Genomic DNA, 18,396 nt, shown 5'->3' on the forward strand with positions numbered 1-18,396 from the left:
ATTTATAGTTTATATAAATACATCATCAAACCGATTACAGCATTTCTCAAAGCAAAGGCGCACGGCTGGAGGAGTTGTCTCTCAATAATACCCGGTTTAGCCCTTTTTGGGTATTACAAACGATATTTTAAGAGTTTCAGCTTTATTTATTTCGTTACCCAAGTCGTATTGAATAGTCTCTTTCATAAAGGGTGAGTCTGACATAAAAGCTATGATGAAATATTATTATATCCTTTTTTAAATCTTATTATGTTTAAGTCTCATTTAAAATGACATTATATCTATCAATTCTTGAAACCAACATTTAGGCAAGATTGAAAGTAAAGCAGCGATAATCTTAGACTGCGATTTAATTGGCATTTTATCTAAAAAACACTGCCAATCAACATCATCTAAATGTTTATCTATTGCAAACACTTTTTTAACTATTTCCTGATGAGATTTCGTCTCCAAATATTGCAGATTAAAATCTATATCTGTCATTTCCAATTCCTCTTTTAAAACATCGCTTATATCATCCAAATTATTCCTTTTGCTACTATTACTATTTAATAGAAAAAGGAATATTTTCAACCATTGTTTCCAACCTCCACCAAACTCAGTTGCTAACTTGGAAACATAACCCTGACTCATACCAGAAACTGCTGCTACAACTGGTTGAGTAATTTTTTGTCCCTGCAACCAAAGTTCTTTAACTGCGGTTTGAATTTTCCACCAAGATTTCTCATCCTTACAACCAGCTTCAATCGTAATTTCTGCTGCTTGTATACATTTGACTTCATATTCTAAAAAGCTTAAATCGTAATCAGCACAGAAGTAAAAATAAAGTTCTGATTCTGGGCGATTATTTACTCTTAATCTGCCGATAGCTTGGATAATTTCAGATTGTGTAACCCAGTCAATAAAATTTTGTAACTCTTGATTTATTTCTGAGTGTTCTAACGAGTTATTATTACTGTTAGTATTTATTTCCAAATCATCTAACTGATAGTCACTTTTGTTATGACTGGATTTTAAAGTTAGATATAATGTTTCTAAATGACCAATATTCTGATAGGGAATTCCAAAAGTCGCTAAAGCTATAATTTCCTGGAAATCGTTAGAACCACGACTATCTCTAAACCAACCACCATCTTTATTTTCACAGCATTTTACAAAGTCAATAAATTTGATGTTACTGTGACGAGATAATAATTCTTGTCGCAATAAGCTGACTCTTTCTTGACAGTAGGAAGAACGATTTTTAGAAACTTGTCCTAATCCGCTGATTTGGATAATTTGTAAATTGTTGGTTTTAGTTATTTCTTGCTCTACAGTTAAAATTTCTTGTGGGTTAATATCAAACCACCAAGCTATGTACTCAGGTTTGGTGGTAGCGTCTAAGTAAACATTCCATTTTGTTGATTGACTAATCGCACTATGACGGGAGTTACGAGTTGTAATATTTAGCTTTCCATATTCAATGCGAATTGTACCAGGAATCTGTTTACCCCAAACTTGTAAAAACGGTATAAACCAGTTAACTATTATCTCTACTTGAATTTTCTCCACTAATTCAGAGATGGGATTACCAAACTGTTTTCGCATCTTCTTTGGTAAATCACTTAAATCTATTCCATACTTGCTGGTGGAGTTAAAGATTGGTAATAAATCTGGTTGTAAAACTTCTATCGCTTTTGTGATAATTGCATCTAAATTTTCCGGTGGTTTACCCAACATTCTTCGGACATCAGCATCATTCCAACCGTAGTAAGGTTGTTGAATATCTCCTGTTATACATTGTCTTAAAACTGCCCACATTGCTTGTAATTGCAGACTGATTTCAGGAGAATTAGTCATTAACTCTGCTATTACTCGGTCAATGTCCCGTAAATTGGCAGTGATAGTATTAACTGGTTGTACTGTTTGCATAACTTCATCCCAGAAAATACCGCTAGTTGACCAGTCGAAATCTTCTGGTTGGGGTGCGCTATCAGGATGACAACGAATGCGATCGCTCTTGAAAGTCTCTTTTCTCAGATACCGATGTCCAAAACCTGCTCCAGCAACACCACGACAAGCTTCTAGTAAGTGACAAGTAGCGCAAATAGGATTTTCTGCACCTTCAATAGATTCTAAATTCTTGCTACGTAAAACATTAAAAATTTGACTACGATGACAATTACCTTTTGTATCTGGTGTTTCTCCCTGTTTAGGCCATCTTAGGTAACGTTTACCGTTTGGGGTAGTATCCCAAACCATACCTGAATTACGTACATCCAGATATTCATAATTGCGCTCAATGGTTTCTGTACTGACATTGCGAGCATGACTGGTAAAATACCATAACTTTTCTACTCCCAATGCTTTTGGTAAAGCTGTTCCTGCATCATGGCTTTTAAATGTACCAGTGGGACTTTTATCTAAAATGTGTTTCCAACCGGCTGCAATAGCTTCAGCGTACACTTGCAAACGCTGGCCTTTTTTGAAGATGATTTTCGGTGGTTGTTTTAAAGTGCCGTATTTGGGGAACTTTCCAGGTTTGTACTCAATCACCTTGCATGGTGCAATGGGTGAGGATAAACTTTGCCCATCTTCCGAAAACAGTTGTTTATTATCAGGTTGTGATATTGGGTTCGATTGATTTTTGATAACTCCCTCATGGGAAAGTAGCTGTCTTTCCTCTTGTGGTATTAAGTCTGGTTGATTCTTGATAACTTCCCCATCTGTGGAAAGTTCTGTTTTTCCATCTTCCCTATATTCTGTTCCCCTATTTGTGGTTCTGCTAAAACCATCATGATCAACATTTAACCGACCGGATGAGACAGAAAAATCACCCTTGACAACACCATCACCTTGTGAAACTGCGTCAAACCTCTCAACCTTATCTTTTTTCTCTCCGTGTTCTCTGTGTCTCTGTGGTTCGTTTAACCCACCGAATACTCCCGAATTTTGTTGACCAAAACCTTTCTTGGGACGATAACGCTCCATCATTCGCCCAAACCACAGCTTGAGTTTGTAGAGCATTCCCCATTCTCGGTCTATTTGAGCTAGGGATTTTTGTACTTGTTCTGAACATCCAGCAAAAAACTCTTCTGGTGTTATGGTTGCGCTGACCGTTTGCGGAGCGTTTTCAAGAGAAAGCATCGTTTCATTATGCCAACTCACCACCACCTGATATCCACCTTTACGGCAGTATTCAACGCCTTTTGCATATTGGTGAATTAAATCTATGTTGTCTGTAGAGTTGGTAGCGGGTTTTAGGGTAATCAACTTATCCTGCACCAACTGGAATGAACCTTGTTTGAGTAGTTTTCTGATTTGCTGATGGATATGATGGCGATTCAGGTAAGCAGCAGTGCTAATTAGTTTAATCTCATCTTGCCGACCTACGGCCAGTAATTCGTCAATGTCTAATTGCTCTTTGGTTTCCAGTTGTCCCCAGTCACCCACAGATAGAGAATATCTCCATTTACGGCACTGTTGCAGAGTATCTTCATTAGCTTGAGCAATGTGGGGATTGAGTATTGCACCAGCATCAGGCATCAGCCGAATTTCTTGGGGACGCAACCGCTTGAGGTAATCTTTGAGGGTTTGTTGACCATAGCGTGCGGCAACTGCTGTACCAATGACGGCAATATCAGTTTGCCCAGAACGCCACAAAAACACGGCGGTGAGTAGAGATTTGAGTGCGCCTTCGCAGAGAATTACTACTTTCACCTTTTTGGCGTTTGGATGTTTCCAGCAAAACAAAGGTAGTTCGCCATTTGGTAATTGGGGTCCGCTTCCTCCTTGGTAGGAACTACTCAACCAAATGTATTTGGGTTGAGTTCGTAGGGTGGCAATTTGAAAGCCTGTGATTTGAAAATTGGGGTCAAGGGCTGCGATCGCAATTCCTTCTCTCCCCAATAGTTTACCTTCAGGTGAAATACCTGTAAGAGCCGACGTTACACCCGCAGGGGAATAAGCTCCAGGTTCCCAGCTTCTCACCCAGCCTAAGTCTTTGAGCCAGTTAATCTCTTGAGTAGTCAACTGTCGTTGTTCTTGGAGATGGGAGAAATGTTGAGTACCCAAACTACTCACTGTGGAGTTTAAAAGTAATCGGTTTTGGCGATCGCGCTCCTCAATACTCAACACTTTGTTTGTTTGTCTACTGTCAGCCCGTTTCTGAGGCGAATACAGAGGCTTATCCTGGTTTTGGGCATTTTGGTCATCTAGAACAAATAAACCGCCCATATCGTTACGTAGGGGCTTGATAAAGCGATAACCAACCGGGGTATCATGTTGGCTGAAACTCCGTAGGCACTCAATTAGATTATCTGGGCGAATAGCGCAACCGTGATGGTTGCCACAGACAGGACAAGGATTGCGTTTGTTGGTGTATTGACGTTTCATGGCAGCGCACTCAAAACCAGGTGAGTAGTCCCCGCAGGGCTGGAATAGATGTTCTAACTAGCATACAACCCGGTTTTGAGTAGTTTTTTTTCCGCCTTATCTATATAATGTGCAAGTTTTAGGTGATTTGGGTAGTTAGGGGGTTAAAGCTTTATTGGATAAGGGTTTCATAAAAATCAATTATCACAAGGGGGGGAGTTAATTATCACAACGGGGGGAGATAATGAGTAGTCGAAAATTGCCCTTTTATATTGTCAATAAGGGTGAGTAGTTTTTATCTTTGAACGTAATATCAATATTTGTGAGCTTTAATATTGTCAATAAGCTGGATGTTTATCACAAGTGGGGGGATTTAGCGATCGCTCCTTATGGTGCTGTTGGTGATAGTTCCTTGAGGGGGAGATATTGAGTAGTGAAAAATTGCTCCTTATTTATTCTCAATAAGGGTGAGTAGTTATTATTCTTGAACGTAATATCAGGGTTTAAGGCTTTTGGATTGTCAATAAGTGAGATGTTTATTACAAGTGGGGGATGTGGTGAGTGTTTTGGGGATGATGGGGTAGATCATTTACCATTGGTCATCGCTACTCTTATTGACAGTGATCGCATAAACTTTTACAAAATGATTTTAGTTTTATCTCGTGTAGAGGCGCAAAAAGGACAAAAAATATAAATTTTACGGTTTATTGTTCATGAAATGCTAAATTAATGTCATGAATTTTCAATCTATTTTTCACGTTCTGAAATTATTTTTTATAAAATATATGTACTACGATTATGTTTCTCAAGGGTAACTATGACTATCCAGTTTCGGTTTCACCCAGAAAAAGCTGTAGAAGCAGCAGCTATACTTTTAAAGCTGCATGGTAAGCCTATCAAGTATTTAGCTTTACTAAAAATGCTGTATATAGCTGACCGTATTGCATTACAACGCATTGAGCAGCCAATTACAGGTGATCATTATGTATCAATGAAATATGGTCCTGTCCTTAGTGGTGTTTATGATCTAATTAAGGGTCAACCTGTTGATGATGCTTTACCTCTTTGGTCTGAGTATATTTCTCCTCGCAATACAAATTTTGTTGAGTTGATAAAAGACCCAGGAGATGATGAGATGTGTGAAGAAGAGGAAGAGATTCTTCAAGAGGTATATCAAACTTTTGGACATCTTGACCCATTTCATGTTGCTGAATGGACTCATGATTTACCAGAATGGAAAGGTTCTCATAATTATTCTATTCCCATTTCAGTAGAAGAAATTCTTAGAAAAGTTGGTAAAAGTGAGGAAGAAATAGAAGAGATTAGACAAATAGCAGTTCGGGAAGCATATTTAGATGAGGTGCTAAATGGGTAGCATTATCATTAATTTGGGAGATGTATTTTTGATAGATACACCTCCTAAAGACAAGCATTTTTATGTTGTAATTGCAAAAACTTCTGGTGACAAATATTTATTTGTTAATTTAACTGACAAGAAAAATATAACTGATCATTCGTGTGTCCTAGTACCTAACCCAAGCTTACCAAATTTTATAGTCAAAGAATCTGTTATAGCTTATAATTTTGCTCGTGAATGGAATGCAACTGAGCTTAGTCAATGGATAACTTCTGGTAGTCCTATTCCTAAAAGTTCTTTTTCACCAGATGTTTTGTTACAAATTCAGCAAGGAGGATTAATTTCCAGGCGGTTGGCAAAAAAATATAAAACTATACTGCAAAAACTTCTGGGTATTCTTTAAATTGAATTATATTGAATTATTTAGTTTAATTAGAAATTTTATTGAGTCTATCATAGACTTCTTTTACAAACCAATACACTACTTCTTTTATTTTAGTATAATCCTTAGAATTGTATAATTTTTTAGCAGAATCTTTCAATGCATCTATTTGTGAAGGGAGATTTGGACTACCATGAGCATCTAAATTTCTTAAATTATGAATATTTTTAATTAAGTAGAATTTTTCCCTAAGATGTGAACTATTCATAAAATTTGGTTTCAAAATTTCAAAAAATATCTCCACAGAGGTATTAAAATTACGTCTACGAATTTCTTCGATATATTCCCAAGATATATATTTGTCATCTACAGGTTTAAAATGTTTCGATTCTATATTACTATTATTTAGGTTTAGAAAAATTTCTGTAATTTCCCATCCCTTGTTACTATAAAAAGTTTTTACTCGCTGATAAGCTTCTAAAAATGTTTTATTATTTTCATTAAGACATTTATATTCTACGTCAAAAATAACTTCTATGGCAGATTCTAAAGTTTTATTAGCAGATAAACAAAAATTTTCAATATTTTCTTTATGTCTGCACTCTGCCATAGACTTATTATGTTTTTCTAAATCTTTTAAAAATAATGGATATTTAGCAGGGTCAATATATGAATAATCAATATAATATTCACGTGGTATTTCTTTTTTAGGTTTTTGTAAACTGTCTTGATGATTGTTTTCTAAATCAGTCTCAAGTATTTTATGGCTTAAAGATGGTTGACTGGATGAATTAGTAATTTGCTTAGATATTTGCTCAAAGCTAATACATAAATTCTCACTTAATGAATTAAACTGTTGACTAATATCGTTAGATAATTTATCAATACTGATTTTTAGTTCTTGAACTTCTTGTTTTAAATCGTGTTCCATATCATATTTAGTCATTGTATATTTCAAATTCTAGTTAAACCGATTTAATTAATTGCTGATAAATATTAAAGTATTTTTGATATACAGGGTCATTTTTACCCTTAACCATACCAAGAAACTCTATCTTTCCTCGAATAACTTTCTTAAATTTTAGTTGGTCTTTTTTGCCCTCAACTATACCTAAAAATTCTATCTTTTCTCGAATAACTGGCTTGAACTCTAGTTTTTCATTGTTTATTAATCTACTTTTAGATTCATATTTTATTGAATACTCTTTTGCAGCAGCTTCGAGTCCAAACTTAGACCAAGCGTGAAGCATAGCACGAATTTGACGAACATAGTTACGGTCAACATTAGGAAAAACATTAGTTGTTAAACCCGTAACTTCTTGATGATTTCCCCTCGTTTGTAATCTAACTTTATTATCATTTAATTCAAATCCATTTTGTTTAATAATCTTGAATAGAGTATCGCCAATAATTAATTTCTCTTGATCTTCTTCGTTAACTATATATGCCAAATCTTTAGATAATTTAGACAAGCTTGTCGAAAAAGTAATATCATCTGCATATCTTGTATAAGTAGCTTTACACTCTTTAGCTAATCTTTGTAATTGACCATCCATCTTGGCACAAATCATATTAGTAATAATTGGTGAAGTTGGTGCGCCTTGAGGTAACTCATGATTATAACAACAAATTTGTGCTAAAACTGTTGCCACATCTGGATGTAAGCCATAAGGAGTAGCCATGAACATACCCCTGACTCGACCAAAATTAACTGAAGGAAAAAAATCTTTTAAATCAATGTTGAGAACATAGCGTTTTTTTACATGATTTTGAGCATTAGTTACAACATTTCTACTGCTTACGAAACCATGCACTGATGGCTTTGTTTCGTATACAGCTTGTAAAACTTGATTAAGTTTCCTTTGAATAATTTTAAGTGCTGTTATCGGGGTTGATATTTGACGAATACCACCAGATTTTTTAGGAATATCGAATATTTTATAACGCTTTTCAGGCTTAACAACATATATGTGATAAATCAGATTAGAATAACAAACTTCTAAAAGGTCAGCTATATCCGTTGGTTTTTTGAGAGAGTAAAATTTCTCTTTTAAGGCTTCGGGAGTTTCTGTTAAAAATAACTTGGAGTTTTTTTGCACTTTGTCTTGAATAGATAGTTAAAAAAATATCACTTGCAGGTGTATTCTCGCTTAATCGAAGAAGGAAAAAGAATTAAACACTAGGTTAAAGCTAACCGTTCAATACACCGTCGCAGGATCAACAACGGAAATCAATACTTATTCCTGCAAGTGATTTATATAACTAGCATTTTAAACTGCCTTGAATGGGCGATTTAAAACAACCTAAGTTTATTATACAGGTAAACATAAGTTATTTAGCTTAAATTACATAATTATTGTGTTTTTTCTAAAATTATTGATCTGTCATTACCAAAGAACGAGCGTTTGGAACGCAGTACCAGAAAAGGTCAAATTTCAACCCAATACACCTTGACACAAAATACCTAAAATCTTGTTTAATTCCTTAATATAATAATTATTCAAATCAATAAATATATCAGTCCCTTCCAACTTCAAGAACTTCCATATATCTCCTGTTGTCACAGCCCCATAAATAGTTTTAATTTCATTACCTTCCTGTTCATTAAACAATTGTGCTGCTAACATTGCTGCTGCACATTGACCCAAACCACCTTTAATATTTTCATTTTTAGCTTCTACAATAATTAGCACAGGAGCATTAATTGTTAACTGTTCTCTAGAACGACTGATAACAAAATCACAATAACCATTTAAACCTTTCTCAACATCAACATTAAAATCTGTACCAGAAAATAAACTAATTTGATAATTAGCTTTACGCCTTACTTCTAATAAAATTGGCGTAATAATCATTTCTGAGCGTGCTTTTTTCGTATTTATTGCTAACGCGAGTTCCGTAGTTTCTTCCAAAGTGCTGGTTAACTTTTCACTGAGTTCTATAGGTTCTACAGCAGCAAATAAATCAATTTCTTCCTTAATTATAATATGAAAATTATTCCTAAACTTAGTTAAGCTAAAATCGCTATAAGCCATTGCTATTACCTCATGATTTTCAATAGCTTATCCAAAATTTAAAACCTCTTTAATTATAGCAGTATACTTTTCAGGAATAGGTGCATCCGAGTATTAAAAGCGATGAATTGTGAATCTTGAAATAAATTTTAGGTTCAAAGCTAAAACCTGTTAAAACAGGTTATAATCTAATAGATGTTATAGAGGTTATTATGTCTAACCTATCCTTAGAACACAATCAACTTAAACAGACCCTTAAAGAAGCAATAATAGAGATTTTTTCTGAAAATAAAGAAGAATTTTCAGCTATACTTACAGAAATAATTAAAGATATTGCTTTATCAAAAGCTTTTGAACAAAGAGAATTAACAGATAGAGAAACGATAGAAGATCCATTATTAAATGTTATTGGTATTATTTCAGGAGAACCAATATCAACAGATAATCTTGATGAAGAACTATATAATTTGGGTAATCATAATGAAATATAAGTCTATTTTCATTGATACTTGGGGATGGTTAGCTTTAGGACATCGTAGAGATAATTATCATCAATCCGTCAAAGAACTTTACTATCAATTAAAACAACAAAAGACTTTGATATATACCAGTGATTATGTTTTAGATGAATTAATTTCTTTATTATTTAAAAGAGAAAACTTTCAAGAGGCTACAACTTTTATTGAAGGTATCATGCAATCTGCCGAATTAGGCAATTTGCAAATTGAACAGATGACAACTGATAAATTTAAACTAGCTTATGAATTAAGAAAAAAATTAAACGATAAACCTTATATATCATTTACAGATTTAACTTCTATGATAATTATGGAACAATTAAAAATTCAATATATCCTGACTCAAGATGATCATTTTCTACAATGTGGCATGGGATTTATTAAAGTTTTGTAATAAATGGAAATGCAATTTTTGAAAATATTTTGTTTATCCTGAAATTATCTTCACCAATTAAATCAATAATTTAAAATCTCTTTAATTATAGCAGTATACTTTTCAGGAATAGGTGCATCTTTACCCTTAGTCTCAATATCCCTGACCCAGCTTTGACTCATACCTACAGCATTAGCAAAGTCTCTTTGACTTATTTTTTTAGCTGTTCTCATTTCTTTAACCAGACTGCCATTTATTTCCTTGATAACAGGTATATCCCTAACTGTTACTTTACCATTCCTTACCCCCGAAGTTTCAGCTACGCCAGAATTATTTATGACAACATCAACCGGATTTTGTATTTTTACACCAATTTTATTAGATTTTGTGTGAAATTGTGTATTTTTTTGATTTTTCACTAATTTCTTATTATTTATCTGTGAAGAAGGTAACTTAAAACTTAACTTAGCAGGTAATAAAATATTTTGAATATAATTATCTGGTAACTTCTTCTTTCCCAGTAACTTTTGATTTCTTTCTTGAGGTGATAAATGAGCTAGTTCTTCTGGTATTGCCCACAAAGGTCTTAACCACATTGGGTAGGTTATATCATCAAACTCAATCGTCATATTAACTTTATCTTTTAATAGCAGAAAAGCTTCTTCTAAATCTTCTCTCAATCGCCAACCATACCGATAATCACTGACTGCTTTTTCAATTTGAGAATCTGGTAAGATATTACTCAATAAATTATGAATTGTGTAAGTACCATTTTTATGAGCGCGATTATTTTGAATAATATATAAAGCAAGTTCAAAAGCTAGTTTATGTTTATGTGCATCTAAATCAAAGACTTGCTTAGGCATAAACCCACATTGATAGAGGGCAGTTTTTGATTTTTCTCCTTCAGCATTGAGAAAATTATAAGTCCAAAGTCCAGGCTGTACACGAATTATCACCTCTAATAAATCTTCTGGTTCTTGAAATAAATTCGGTTGACTATATTCCTGTACACTTACTATCCACAGTAAGCAGCGTTCTTTAATACAAAGATTTAAATCGCCTTCGTACCATTGAATTACCGCTCCTAAAGTACCAACTACCATAGCCAAATCTGCTATAGCTTTGAGTTTTTGTGATTTACTGAGTTTTTTACTTTTATATATTTGCAGTGTCTTAATTAGTTCTGAACCACGCAGGATAAAAGGCTGTTTCCAAGGTTCTTTTTGTTGTGTGGCATAAGTAGCAAATACTGCGTGTAATCTAGCAGCCATTACACCGTACTTTTCCAGAATTTGATGTTCCGCACCATCCAAGATATATTGTGGTTGATGTGCTTGTTGGTGAAGTATGTAGAACTCGATATAACGACCTTTACCAAATTCTTTTGAGAAGTAAAGCTTGCCATCACTATATTTATTCCAATCAGGTTGTTTAAGGTATGCTTGGGTAGCACTAATAATTGGCGCACCTGTTGCTGTCATCTCGTAGTTATTGTTTATAAATAGTGGTTGTTCTGTGAAAGGAAGGTTTTTAGCTTTCCTAAATCGTTTAGTAGCTTTTGGTGTCTGCGGTATTTGTAGACCAGCGATTCCTAGTTGGCAGCCTGATAATTCAGGTTTGGGATGCCTCTTACTATTGTCTCCTATTGATACCAAAACTGTCCTCCCCCAAATTACCAAATGTTGACCTGATTAGAAGTTGCATTTCACTGCCAATACTGATAAAACTTAGGCGTGAATATGATAGATGTATAGGTTTACAATAAAAACCCATATACCTTTGAAATTTGTATTAATGAATTGCTAGATTTATAAGAGTGGCAACTTACAATACCTTCGCCAATTTGCCAAATATAAATCCCAAGGCCAATAAAATCGTAACGATATCAATAGGGTTTCAGGATTTTGGCGAAAGTATTGAACTTAACTACCCAGTTTCAACAAAGGATCTTTTTGTATTAATCCTGATTAAGCTATGACTACGCCAAGCAATTTGCAGCAGATTTCAGCAGTCAGCAGTAAAACCCTTTAGGTGCAAGGCTTTGTGATTAAAATTTATACCTCATTGACCTGCAATATGCTGTATTAGAAGTTTTTATCTTTATTGCCAGTTCTATCTACCCCAAATAGTTTCTTTTGGCTTAAAATTCCTGAATATCAGGCAACTTCTGAAACTGTAATGTCTATAAAATTTTGGTGAATATCTCGATTTTGAGGAGCATTCTTCTTGGAAATTGCCTCTTCCACAAGTTTTGCTACCCATTCCATCACTGCTAAATCTGACTTTTTAGCAGCATCTTGTATTAATGGTTGTAGGTGTGCTGGCAGTTGTAAAGTGAGGTTAAAAGTTTCTCGTAACGGGACTAAATTATTTCTGACTTCAGATGATTCTCCAAAGCGATAAGTCCAGTATTCACATTCTGCACCTCTTTGGTTGCCGTCTTTCTCAACAAAACTTAACTTACCCAGGCGATCGCAATAAAAACTTTGGTGATCATCTTTTATCAACTCTTGACTAGAATGACGGCAATTCCAGCAACTACGGTTAGAATTATCAGTTGATTGGTGTTGTTGTTCAAAAGAATGCTTTTCCCTAGATTTATTTGCTGAGTTCTCTCGGTGGTACTCTCTTGCTATTTGGGCAACGTGAGCAGCTGTGACTTTACTATTGGGGGCTGTAGAAACTGCTTTAGCCCAAGCTTCGCGTTGTTTTTCTGGCGGTAAGGTTGCTAAAGGTCTGACTTGGCGCTCATTGGCTGGCAAAATTTGTGCGCCATGGCGCACATTTTCATAAACCAAAGCTGCATCAATCAACTGGTAAGCTGAACGTCGGGACATTTCCCAGCGATTCAGGCAATATTCCTCAAAGGTTTTATAATCTTGTCGATAAAACCGTTTATCTCGAATTTGACCTAAAGACTGCCCTATTTCCCAAAAAGCTTTTAAACCGTTTTCTATTTTGCACTCTAACCTGCCCAGTTCGGCGTTTTCAGCCTCATTTAGCTGATTTTCCATGTTCGATAGCTTTTGACAATCAGCCTGATTTTCTTCAGAGTTAGTCTGTAACCCTATTAGATCACTATCTTGGGCAAAAGTAAGATTTTGTGTATTCAAAAAGACGGTAGAATTAGAGGATGACCTTATTCGGTTCTCTCCTTCATTAACAGAAGCTCGATTGAAGTCTGTCATATACGTCATAACTTTGCTTTGGGAGTGATGACACCTTGTTTGTTGACGGATGCTTTTTAAAGTACATTTTGTAACATTGCACCTCGCCATATTAATAATGCTTGCATACTGCAATATACATTGCACGATTCTTTATTATTTTTTAATAATTCATTTCTTTTATGAAGCAGAATTTTTTATTAAATTGTGGTATGTAGTATTTTGATTAAGTTCCCCAAACTCTTGTAAATAGAAGAGGTTTCGTTTTAAATTAGTTAAATAAAATAAATGATCAATATCCACGAGGTTCGAGCCTAGCTGTACTCTTGTGCAGGGGTAAGTATAAAATGGAAACAACAGTAAATTAGTTTACTGGTCAAAAAGTAAGAAGTAACTTTTATAACTGGTTTTACCAGAGTTTTAACTATGCAGGAACGCCAAAAACGATTAGCTCAGTTAATTGAACAGCTATTGCAAGAACGCTGGACTCAAACAACTTTATCTGAAGCCATTGGTGTTGATTTTACAACTGTATACAGATGGTTAAAGGGTAAAGCTATTCCCGAAACCGATTCTAAAAATTTTCTGCGTTTGGCCAAATTGAGTGGTGGTAACAGTGAATTGCTGCAACTGTATTTGGACGGCAAAATATCTCTATCAATCTATCGGCAAAGTTTGGAAAGTAATTCATTGATTAACACCAGAAACAGTAAAAAACGTCCTTCAGAAGAGATTAAACAGGAACTTTTAGCACAAATTTCCATGCTCGACTCAGCAGATATTGCAGAGGTAATTACTACAAGTGTAACATTTTTAAAACAGCGGGCATGAATGCTTGTAATTAGTACAAACATTAGTATAACTCGCGATTATAATCGCTCTAGTACCGAAAGATATAAAAAAGAGATATAAAAATATATATAAATTCGATACTGGGGTATACTTAAACGATGAATTAGTTTTGGCTGCCGAGTAAAAAAATATGGCTCTTCGGTAGGTGTTATGCTGAATTTTTAATTAAAATTCGGAACTTTCCTTTATAATCAAGGCTTACAGGCATTTTTATACTAAATTTTATAAACAAGCCCAAAACGTGAATAATAATGACTGTTGTTCTCGTCCAGTAAGGGTTTTAGTCCTATTTTTAGAGGTATTTAGCATAATAAGTAGGGTTTGCTTAATAAGTACCGTAATGTACATTAATATAAATAAAATGGCTCAAAGCTAATTTTGATAAGGACAAGTCGTTAATTAAAGTAAAAGCATTGCCAGTTCTAAGTTTAAGGTAATTTTGATCCTAGTTTTTTACAAGTTTCTATTGATGTTAATTAAATTGAGTTTGCATAGATAAAATGCTTATTCATCTATACTTTCACTCTAATTCATATATAGGGCTTGCTGAGTAAAGCTATAACCGCTTCTCAATAAGGGTTTTGGGGATTTTGAGAACAAAAAAGTGCAAGGATATGGCATTTAGAGCCTCAAAATCCTTGCATTTTTATGGAAAATCAGGGGGTGAATTTGGAAAACAATCTGCCAAACCACCATTTTTCGCACTGTGTGGCATCTAGGTTCGCTTTGGGTACTTATTCAGCAAACCCTATATATTTTAATACTCTAAACATTATGTATTTGTACACAATATATAAGACTAGTTGTTTTAAGTGTGATTCAGATCACTGTTGAAAATAAATTATTGAATAATTATTAGAAGATTAAATTTGCCATCTCCTAAACTGGCAAATATAGCGGTTCTCATTTGGATGCAAGATATGGTAGGGACATGGCATAAATAAGATTTCTGTTTACTTTCGATGTTATGCCGCTGCTTCAATTTTGTATTGTATCCAATTGAACTCCGTCATCAGTTACCATTTTTCAAGATCATCACTAATAATTTTGAAAAATCAGATAATCCAACCTAAATAGGAGGTAAATCAGATGATCAAAACAGTTATTATCGATGACCATGATCTGACTCGGTATGGTATTAGAATGTTACTCTCGGAAGAGGAGAGTATCGAGATTTGTGCGGAAGCCGAAACAGCATTAGAAGGACTAAAACTAATAGAAACTCATGCTCCACACATAGCTCTTGTTAATCTGCATCTCCCAGATGATAGTGGTCTTGAAGTTGTAAAACAGATTAAACAAGTATCACCAATCACTAAAATAGTGATATTCAATGCTCAATCTACGGAAATCTTTGTCAAAGAAGCTTTTGCAGCAGGGGCAGATTCATATTGTACGAGGATGATAGCTAAAGAAAAGTTAGCAGAAGCTATTTATGTGACACACAAAGGAGAAAATTGGTTAGATTCTGCGATCGCTAAAATATTAATTCAAAATTTGCAACCTCAACCAGTAGTCGTTACTCCCAGTCTGAAAATAAAACGAGTTTGTCGGCAATATTCGCTTAGTTCTAGGGAATTAGAGATTTTGCAAATGATTGCTATTGGTGATAGAAACAATCAAATCGCCAACAAACTTTTTTTGAGTGTAGGTACTGTGAGGTCTCATGTCCATCGTATTCTAACTAAACTCGATTGTCAAAACCGCGCTCAAGCTGCTACTAAAGCAATTGTAGAGGGACTGATAGATAGTGCTGAAATGGATCAAATCAGTTTAACGGCTTGATTTTGATTTTTGATTTAATTGATCTAGATAACGTTGTCGCTCGTCATTATTCACAACCCAAATCATACATCTGCCTTTCAATTGAGCTTTTTTGGCTCGACAAACACTCAGGTCAAAATCGTTCCATTTCATAATTTGACGAGCAAATTCTCCGTCTTTTGACTTAGCCCAATTCAAAGTTTCTTGTTCTTCTACAGTCAAGCGAACTGGTTCTGTTAACCCTCTACCTCTCCAAATAAAAAATATATTACCAGCCAGCACAACAACACCAAACACACCAGATAATACCAGGGCAGTGGCTATTAAAGGACTAAAGACGGGTCTAGATTTTTTTTGCTCAGTTTTACTCAACAAGGTTGATGCTGCTTTAGCGATAGCACTTTTTTGTTGAACAATGGCTACACTTGATGCTTTATCAAGTTTGTCATCTATTTCTGTTGTCCAACCCTCGACTACAGTATTAAGTTTACCGGGAATGTCTTCCATTAAGACCTCAAATTTACCCAGGGAACTTAATACCAAAAACAATGGGTCTTTAGGATTGATACCAGAACGTCTCACTACATCGAGAACTTTTTGTTTAAAATGATCTGATTGTCCTGCTAATGTTGTATCTAAAGAAGCTTCTACAGAGGTGTTCATAAGTTGATGTGCCTTTTTTATGTTTCTTGATAGAGATGATATAGTAATCAAACCTGATTCCTATATGTCAGTTTTTTATTGTGCTGAAATAGACAGGTCTATTACATATTGGTTATTTAGCAATTCTCTATCAGTCAAAAATTTTAGTCCAGATGTTTGTGTAATTAATTTTGTCCGATTACTTATATGCAGCTTCATATTAATTGGGTAGAAATCCTAAAATTGTTCTAAATTATAATTTTTATACGCATAATCTTATTCCCGGTTATTTCTGATTTTGAATATTTACAACAAAGCTTAAAAATCGCTATTTAATTGATTTTGTAAATCCACTGTTGATGTAATGTTTAATAAACCCAATAATTCCCCAATATATTTATTATTCTTAATTTGCTCACTAAATTCTTCCATCCAATTAAAGACACGAGAACGGTTCATAGAATCTATTTCAGAGTTTTGGATACCATAGTTATAAGGTGAATCCAGAGATTCTAATAATTCATAAGTATCTTTCCATAACTTGCCCAAATATAACTCATTGTTTCCACTTGCTTGGATACGCTGTTGGATATCAGAACCATTATAGTAAGGAAATTCATCACCAAAATACAGATTTTTGATAATGATGTAGTCTGCTTTATTTCCATAACAATTAAAAAGCTCTTGTAGATAATCTGTACAATCTCTCCGATAAGAAATTGGATGCACAAAGGTGATACGATAACCTAATTGTGCAATTGCATCCCACAGCATTACTTCTTGTGCAAATTGTCGGAATTCTTCAAAACTTTGTCCGGGTAAATCACTCAAAGCTACTGGCACATCAGAAAAACTCTCTAAATCAATTAATAATTGGTCTGCACCACCTTGGGTTAAGGGCAATTGAGCAATAGGTAATAATAGCTGATAAGCATATAACTTATTGCGATTACCACTGTAATAAACTCTGAGATTTAGTTGTGATTCTAGATAAATCTCTATCAACAAACGTGCTGTTGTTGACTTACCTACTCTAGCATCACCAACTGTCATTACTAGTCGTTTAGGATTGGGGATAATTCCTGGATTATTTTGGCTATGCGGCTTGATCTGTGATGACTGCATTTTCTTTTATCCCCAATAATTCATTAGCATTCAATACGCTTTGCTCAAATTCTTTCAACCAAGCTGAAACACGAGATTTGATGACAATGTTGGCTTGTTTATCTTCTAAAACTTGACTAAAAGTTAAGTTCTTTTCATCAATATAGTCATAGGGTTTGAAAAATAAATCTGGCATTTTAATTTCTACCGCACCATCTGCCAAAAGTGTGGTGCGAGTATCGGAATTGTCATAGCGTTCAAACTTATCAGCTTCACCGTGGAACAGATTTTTTACAACTACATAATCAACGCGATCTCCACAGTATTTGTGAAGAATTCGTAATATATTCACTGAGTCTTTTACCCTAGATAGTACACTCACCATTGTGACTCTGTATCCTAAGCCTTTGACAGCATCAAATACACCCAAGTCTTTCTCAAAATTCTCAAAAAATAGACCTGACTGGGCTGGTAAATCTACTAATACCAGTGGGGGAAGTTCTTTTTCTAAGTCTATTAGTAAGTCATCTGCACCACCTCTTGTGAAAATATCAAGTAGCTTGACTCCAGGTTGTGCTGAGTCGTAGTGTCTATACAATTGGGCATTGCGATGATCTGAGTCATAAGCTAAATACTTTAACTGTTTGTTGATATATAAATGTAGCAATCCCCTTGCAAATGTAGATTTACCTACACCTCCTTTATCCCCTGTGATAATTACTATTCTTCCTGTTTGTTCAGTTGTTTCTAACTGTTGATTTTGTGTAGTTTCTTCACTTGCTGGTATCTGTTCATTTTCATTCACGGTGGGGTTCTTCCTTTTTCTAGTCATAAATTAAGCAATGATATGCTTCAATATTGAAGATA

Annotated in this window: 16 protein-coding genes; 7 read left to right on the forward strand and 9 right to left on the reverse strand. The window is 34.6% G+C overall.

All coding sequences use genetic code 11. The features are described from left to right. Positions 1–264: 264 nt before the first annotated feature. Complete coding sequence (locus A9Y75_RS24045) at positions 265–4,374, reverse strand: hypothetical protein (RefSeq protein ID WP_071192119.1); 4,110 nt, start codon at positions 4,372–4,374, stop codon at positions 265–267. A 511-nt stretch (positions 4,375–4,885) separates the two neighbouring features. Here A9Y75_RS24045 and A9Y75_RS28860 point away from each other — a divergent pair. From A9Y75_RS28860 to A9Y75_RS24055, 3 genes are all read left to right on the forward strand, one after another. Further along, positions 4,886–5,047 carry a hypothetical protein gene (locus A9Y75_RS28860; protein ID WP_177176285.1) on the forward strand — a complete coding sequence of 54 codons (162 nt, stop codon included), beginning with the start codon at positions 4,886–4,888 and terminating at the stop codon, positions 5,045–5,047. 123 nt (positions 5,048–5,170) lie between these two features. Further along, the gene (locus A9Y75_RS24050; protein ID WP_071192121.1) at positions 5,171–5,728 is read left to right on the forward strand and encodes a Panacea domain-containing protein; all 558 of its coding nucleotides are present in this window, start codon (positions 5,171–5,173) and stop codon (positions 5,726–5,728) included. Further along, positions 5,721–6,113, forward strand: coding sequence for a hypothetical protein (locus A9Y75_RS24055; RefSeq protein ID WP_071192123.1), 393 nt, complete (start codon positions 5,721–5,723; stop codon positions 6,111–6,113). The genes A9Y75_RS24050 and A9Y75_RS24055 overlap by 8 nt, the downstream gene beginning before the upstream one ends. Positions 6,114–6,138: 25 nt before the next feature. On the opposite strand, the gene A9Y75_RS24060 is transcribed toward A9Y75_RS24055, so the two are convergent. From A9Y75_RS24060 to A9Y75_RS24070, 3 genes are all read right to left on the reverse strand, one after another. Then, entirely contained in the window at positions 6,139–7,038 is a 900-nt protein-coding gene (locus tag A9Y75_RS24060; RefSeq protein WP_071192125.1) for a hypothetical protein, read from the reverse strand. Between the two features lie 19 nt (positions 7,039–7,057). Beyond that, complete coding sequence (locus A9Y75_RS24065; protein ID WP_071192127.1) at positions 7,058–8,191, reverse strand: reverse transcriptase domain-containing protein; 1,134 nt, start codon at positions 8,189–8,191, stop codon at positions 7,058–7,060. 336 nt (positions 8,192–8,527) lie between these two features. Beyond that, positions 8,528–9,127, reverse strand: a complete 600-nt coding sequence (locus tag A9Y75_RS24070) for a hypothetical protein (RefSeq protein WP_071192129.1) — start codon at positions 9,125–9,127, stop codon at positions 8,528–8,530. Between the two features lie 191 nt (positions 9,128–9,318). On the opposite strand from A9Y75_RS24070, the gene A9Y75_RS24075 reads away from it, so the two are divergent. After that, entirely contained in the window at positions 9,319–9,597 is a 279-nt protein-coding gene (locus tag A9Y75_RS24075) for a hypothetical protein (protein WP_071192131.1), read from the forward strand. Beyond that, the gene (locus A9Y75_RS24080; RefSeq protein ID WP_071192133.1) at positions 9,587–10,018 is read left to right on the forward strand and encodes a PIN domain-containing protein; all 432 of its coding nucleotides are present in this window, start codon (positions 9,587–9,589) and stop codon (positions 10,016–10,018) included. Before A9Y75_RS24075 ends, A9Y75_RS24080 begins: the two co-directional genes overlap by 11 nt. A gap of 62 nt (positions 10,019–10,080) precedes the next feature. Here A9Y75_RS24080 and A9Y75_RS24085 read toward each other — a convergent pair whose 3' ends face one another. Together A9Y75_RS24085 and A9Y75_RS24090 are read right to left on the reverse strand one after the other, a co-directional pair. After that, positions 10,081–11,655: a helix-turn-helix transcriptional regulator gene (locus A9Y75_RS24085; protein WP_071192177.1), complete on the reverse strand. Its 1,575-nt coding sequence runs from the start codon at positions 11,653–11,655 to the stop codon at positions 10,081–10,083. Between the two features lie 501 nt (positions 11,656–12,156). Continuing rightward, the gene (locus A9Y75_RS24090; RefSeq protein WP_071192135.1) at positions 12,157–13,197 is read right to left on the reverse strand and encodes a hypothetical protein; all 1,041 of its coding nucleotides are present in this window, start codon (positions 13,195–13,197) and stop codon (positions 12,157–12,159) included. A gap of 396 nt (positions 13,198–13,593) precedes the next feature. On the opposite strand from A9Y75_RS24090, the gene A9Y75_RS24095 reads away from it, so the two are divergent. After that, positions 13,594–13,998, forward strand: a complete 405-nt coding sequence (locus tag A9Y75_RS24095) for a helix-turn-helix transcriptional regulator (protein ID WP_071192137.1) — start codon at positions 13,594–13,596, stop codon at positions 13,996–13,998. Between the two features lie 1,110 nt (positions 13,999–15,108). Next, positions 15,109–15,804 (forward strand): response regulator transcription factor, encoded by a 696-nt coding sequence (locus A9Y75_RS24100; RefSeq protein ID WP_071192138.1) that lies wholly within the window; start codon positions 15,109–15,111, stop codon positions 15,802–15,804. Here the strand turns inward: A9Y75_RS24100 and A9Y75_RS24105 are convergent. The 3 genes from A9Y75_RS24105 to A9Y75_RS24115 form a co-directional block, all read right to left on the reverse strand. Beyond that, positions 15,793–16,446, reverse strand: coding sequence for a DUF6753 family protein (locus A9Y75_RS24105; protein ID WP_071192140.1), 654 nt, complete (start codon positions 16,444–16,446; stop codon positions 15,793–15,795). The two genes, A9Y75_RS24100 and A9Y75_RS24105, sit on opposite strands and share 12 nt — an antisense overlap. A 297-nt stretch (positions 16,447–16,743) precedes the next feature. Continuing rightward, the gene (locus A9Y75_RS24110) at positions 16,744–17,550 is read right to left on the reverse strand and encodes a hypothetical protein (RefSeq protein ID WP_071192142.1); all 807 of its coding nucleotides are present in this window, start codon (positions 17,548–17,550) and stop codon (positions 16,744–16,746) included. Further along, positions 17,522–18,334 carry an AAA family ATPase gene (locus A9Y75_RS24115; RefSeq protein ID WP_071192144.1) on the reverse strand — a complete coding sequence of 271 codons (813 nt, stop codon included), beginning with the start codon at positions 18,332–18,334 and terminating at the stop codon, positions 17,522–17,524. The genes A9Y75_RS24110 and A9Y75_RS24115 overlap by 29 nt, the downstream gene beginning before the upstream one ends. Positions 18,335–18,396 lie beyond the last annotated feature (62 nt).

Origin of the sequence: Trichormus sp. NMC-1 (assembly GCF_001858025.1) — a bacterium.
Taxonomy (GTDB): Bacteria; Cyanobacteriota; Cyanobacteriia; order Cyanobacteriales; family Nostocaceae; genus Anabaena.